We start from the raw sequence: 4,540 nt of genomic DNA, 5'->3' as shown, positions 1-4,540 counted from the left end.
CCTGATTGCATAGCGATTTAGGTTTCGAGTCTGGATATCGGACACAACAAATCAACACGGAGTAAGGAGAGAAAAATGGTTGTCAAACCTTGGCTGAAGCTGGTCACGCTCGCATGCGGCGCCTTATTGGCGGCGTCTGCGTACGCGGACTTTCCCAGCGTCCCCAAAGAAACGTACAAAGCGCTGAACCTGCAGCAATCGGCCTCACCGAAAGAATTGCACCAGGCGCTGGTCAAGCGCTACAAAGACCCGGCACAAGGTGCGGGCCGTGGCACCCTGGCCAAATACTGGGAGCCCATCCCCATGAGCATGTACTTTGACCCTGCCTCCTTCTACAAACCGCCCACCTCCATGAAAGAAGTGGCTGCGCGCGACGAATGCGTCAAATGCCACACCGACGAATCGCCGGTCTGGGTCAACGCCTGGAAAAAGAGCACCCACGCCAACCTGGACAAGATACGCAACCTGAAGCCTGACGACCCCATTTTCTACAAGAAAGCCAAACTGGAAGACGTCGAGAAGAACCTGCGCTCCATGAACCGGCTCGGCGCCAACGAAAAGCTCAAGGAAGTTGGTTGCATCGACTGCCACGTCGACATCAACGCCAAAGGCAAAGCCGACCACATGAAAGACCTGCGCATGCCCACCGCAGACGTCTGCGGCACCTGCCACCTGCAGGAATTTGCCGAACGCGAATCCGAGCGCGACACCTTGATCTGGCCCAACAAACAATGGCCGCAGGGACGCCCCTCGCACGCGCTTGACTGGAAAGCCAACGTCGAAGTCGCCGTATTTGCCGCCATGCCCCAGCGCGAAATCGCCGAAGGCTGCAGCATGTGCCACACCAACCAGAACAAATGCGACATGTGCCACACCCGGCACGAATTCTCCGCGGCCGAATCGCGTCAGCCCGAAGCCTGCGCCACCTGCCACAGTGGTGTCGACCACAACAACTGGGAAGCCTACTCCATGAGCAAGCACGGCAAGATCGTGTCCCTCATGGGCGACAAATGGAACTGGGAAGTCCCCCTGAAGGACGCCTACGCCAAAGGCGGACAGACCGCCCCCACCTGTGCCGGCTGCCACTTCGAGTATGAAGGCAAATACGCCCACAACGTCGTACGCAAGATACGCTGGGCCAACTACCCCGCCGTTCCCGGCATCGCCGAGAACATCACCAGCGAATGGTCCGAAGAGCGGCTTGACTCCTGGGTCAAGACCTGCACCCAGTGCCACTCCGAACGCTTCGCCCGCTCCTACCTCGAATTCATGGACAAAGGCACCCTGCATGGCCTGGCCAAATTCAAGGAAGCCCACGGCGTAGCCGAGAAACTCTACAAGGATGGCCTGCTCACCGGCCAGAAGACCAACCGTCCCGCCCCCATGGCACCCGACAAAGAAATGTTTGCCGGCTTCACCCAGCTCTACTGGTCCAAGGACAACAACCCTGCCGCCATCGAGCTCAAAGTCCTGGAAATGGGTGAGAACAACCTGCCCAAACTGCACGTAGGCTTAGCCCACGTCAACCCGGGCGGCTGGACCTACACCGAAGGTTGGGGACCCATGAACCGCGACTACGTCGAAGTCATGGACGAAAACACCAAGATTCGCGAAATGGCCGCCTTGCAGGCACGGGTCGCCAAGATGGAATCCAGCCGACGCTCCAGCCTGCTTGACATCCAGAGCACCGATGACAAGCTCTCCCTGGGCGGCTTAGGTGGCGGCATGCTCCTGGCCGGCACCTTAGCCTTAGCCGGCTGGCGCCGTCGTGAAAAAAGCGAACGCTAACATTTGAGCACCTCAACTTCAACCCGCGCCCCCGTGGCGCGGCGCAACACCAAACTCCTCCCCTCACTGGGCATCCTCCTGGTGGCGGGAGGAATTCTTTTACTCCTCTGGTTTGGCTGGCTCTGGTTCAACCCCGGCCCCGCCCCCTATCGCTACCAGCTCGTCACCGAAGGCGGCATCGACCAGTTTCCGCAACTGGGCCTGCCGGCAGGCATCGACCCCGCCCTCAAGCTGGCCCAATATGAAGTCTATGCCGAAGGCGTCGACCAGCCCCTGGCACTCACCCACACCGCAAGGCTGGGCACTGACGCACCCGTGCGGCTCGACTGGGAAAACCACACCAGCGAACTGCTCGTCACCGTCGACAACAAACTCAGCGAACTTGCCGCCCTGTCGGTGGCCATCGCCAAGCATGCGCCCAAGGACGCACTCATCCTCGCCTGGTGGGACACCTCGCGCCAAGTCAACCTTCTGGCCGGACGCGACACCCTGTTCACCACCCGCATCGGCGAACCCCTGATCGTGCCCACCCCGTGGCTCGAGCGCACCGACGCCATCAAACGCTACGAGAACGAATTCTGGGGCGCACCTGCCGGCGAACAGGAACGCGCCACCTTCCAGCGCTTCGCCGACGCCCTCCTGGCCCCGCCCGAGACCGGCGCCGCCCTGCTGCGCGAACTGGCCGGCAACCGCGAAGCCTACATCGCCATCCACGTCAACGACCTCTACAAACTGGGGCTCATGCGTCCCAAGTTTGACATCACCTACAAGAACTTCCCCATGGAAGGCAACATGCACGGCCTGATCGGCTACCTCAAGACCTGGATGCAGAGCAACCAGTTCGACACCTACACCCTGCAATCCATTTCCGACAAAATGGTGCGCGCCTACTTCCTGCACAAAGGCCCCAACAGTGAGAGCCTCATCGCCCAGATGCTGCCCTTCACCGAATCCCAGCCCCTGGAACTGCAAGCCCTCCAGCTCATCTACCAGCAAGGCGGCTACTGGGTCTACAAAATCCCCGCCCCCGGCGACAGCGCAAGCGCAAACAGCGCCGACCTCTCCGAAGGCAGCTGATTCCGGCGATACCACGCAGACACAGCGCAGACACAGCGACAGCTCCACCGAGCAGACCCCAGACCCGCAGACCCACCAGACCACCGCCCGGCCCACCCGCCTGCGGCGGGCTGGCGGTACCAGTGGTACCAGAAAGAGTCATGGTACTGGTGCTACCCGTTTACAGAAACCGGAGATACAGTATGGGCAAAATCCGGAATCCGGTAGTAGACCGCGCATTTGTCGCTTAAGCGTTATAATACAAAGGATTTTACGTTTCCCGTGAGCTTCGCTTTGAGGGACACGCTGCAAGCGTCGGATTCAGGATAAAAAAAGGTTTTAATAACACCCGGATAATTTTGTCTCGCCAGAAAAAAAGGAGAAACCATGAGCCATCGCATGACATTAGTCCTCGCCGCAGCCGCCATGCTGGCGGTAGTTGCAGGCAGTGCTACCGCGCAATCGTATGAAGGCCGCAAGAAGTGCAGTTCCTGTCACAAGAGCCAGGCCGAATCGTGGGGCGACACCGCGCACGCCAAAGCCATGGACTCCCTGAAGCCCAACACCAAGGCCGAGGCCAAGAAGAAGGCCAAGCTCGACCCGGCCAAGGACTACACCAAGGACAAGGACTGCGTAGGCTGTCACGTCGACGGCTGGGGCAAGGATGGCGGCTACACCGTCGAGGACCCGAGCAAGTTCACCACCGGCGTGGGTTGCGAATCGTGCCATGGTCCCGGCTCCAAGTATCGCGGCACCCACCGCAAGGCCGGTGCTGCCTTCGAGAAATCGAAGAAGACCGCTCCGCGCCAGACCTTGGCCGATGCCGGACAGGACTTCAGCTTTGAAGAAAGCTGCAACGCCTGCCACATGAACTACGAAGGCAGCCCATGGAAGGGTGCCAAGAAGCCCTACACCCCCTTCACCCCCGCGGTGGACAAGAAGTACACCTTCGACTTTGACAAATACGTCAAGGACACCAAGGCCATGCACGAGCACTACAAACTGGACGGCACCTTCACTGGCGAGCCGAAGTTCAAGTACCATGACGACTTCCAGGCCAAGGCCAAAGTGGGTGTGAAAGGTTCGGAGGACTGATGGCGGGAATGAAAGCAGGCGGCACCCTGCTCACAGGTGCCGTACTGGGGATCGTGATGGTGGCGGTGGTATTCGGCGGCGAGGCCGCCGTCTCCACCACCGAATTCTGCACCAGTTGCCATTCCATGAGTTATCCCGCGGAGGAGCTCAAGACCTCCTCGCACTATGGCGCGCTGGGGGCCAACCCCGGCTGCAAGGACTGCCATATCCCGCAGGGCTTCAAGAACTTCCACTTGGCGGTGGCCACCCACGTGGTGGATGGGGCGCGCGAGCTGTACATGGAGTTTGCCGAGGATTACTCCACCCTGGAGAAGTTCAACGAGCGCCGGCTGATCATGGCGCACGATGCGCGCATGAACCTGAAGAAGTGGGACAGCCGCACCTGTCGTGAATGCCACAAGAATCCGCAACCGCCTGGTGCTGACGCCAAGGCTGCGCACAAGAAGATGGAGACGGAAGGGGCGACCTGCATCGACTGCCATCAGAATCTGGTGCACAAGGAAGCCCCCGAGACCGACTTGAACGAGAGCAAGAAACAGGGCAAACTGGTCCTCAAACCCGAAAAGAAGGATGATGACGAGGAGGATGAGGAGGAGTGAGT

The 4,540-nt window shown here is 60.0% G+C and carries 4 protein-coding genes; all 4 read left to right on the top strand.

Features of this window, described 5'->3' with window-relative positions; translation table 11 throughout:
• The first annotated feature begins 75 nt into the window (after positions 1 to 75).
• A complete protein-coding gene (locus tag BLP78_RS14885) occupies positions 76 to 1,788 on the top strand; it encodes a multiheme c-type cytochrome (protein ID WP_090460527.1) in 1,713 nt (570 codons plus the stop codon).
• Positions 1,789 to 1,791: 3 nt separating this feature from the next.
• On the top strand, positions 1,792 to 2,865 hold the full coding sequence (gene haoB / locus BLP78_RS14880; RefSeq protein WP_090460525.1) for a hydroxylamine oxidation protein HaoB: 1,074 nt from the start codon (positions 1,792 to 1,794) through the stop codon (positions 2,863 to 2,865).
• Positions 2,866 to 3,231: 366 nt separating this feature from the next.
• Positions 3,232 to 3,939, top strand: a complete 708-nt coding sequence (gene cycA, locus BLP78_RS14875) for a cytochrome c-550 CycA (RefSeq protein WP_090460523.1) — start codon at positions 3,232 to 3,234, stop codon at positions 3,937 to 3,939.
• Positions 3,939 to 4,538 carry a NapC/NirT family cytochrome c gene (locus BLP78_RS14870; protein ID WP_053111332.1) on the top strand — a complete coding sequence of 200 codons (600 nt, stop codon included), beginning with the start codon at positions 3,939 to 3,941 and terminating at the stop codon, positions 4,536 to 4,538. Before cycA ends, BLP78_RS14870 begins: the two co-directional genes overlap by 1 nt.
• Positions 4,539 to 4,540 lie beyond the last annotated feature (2 nt).

Origin of the sequence: Nitrosospira sp. Nsp1 (assembly GCF_900100985.1) — a bacterium.
Taxonomy (GTDB): domain Bacteria; phylum Pseudomonadota; class Gammaproteobacteria; order Burkholderiales; family Nitrosomonadaceae; genus Nitrosospira.
The sequence above is the reverse complement of the archived record's forward strand: the minus strand, read 5'-3'. Positions and strand labels throughout refer to the sequence as shown.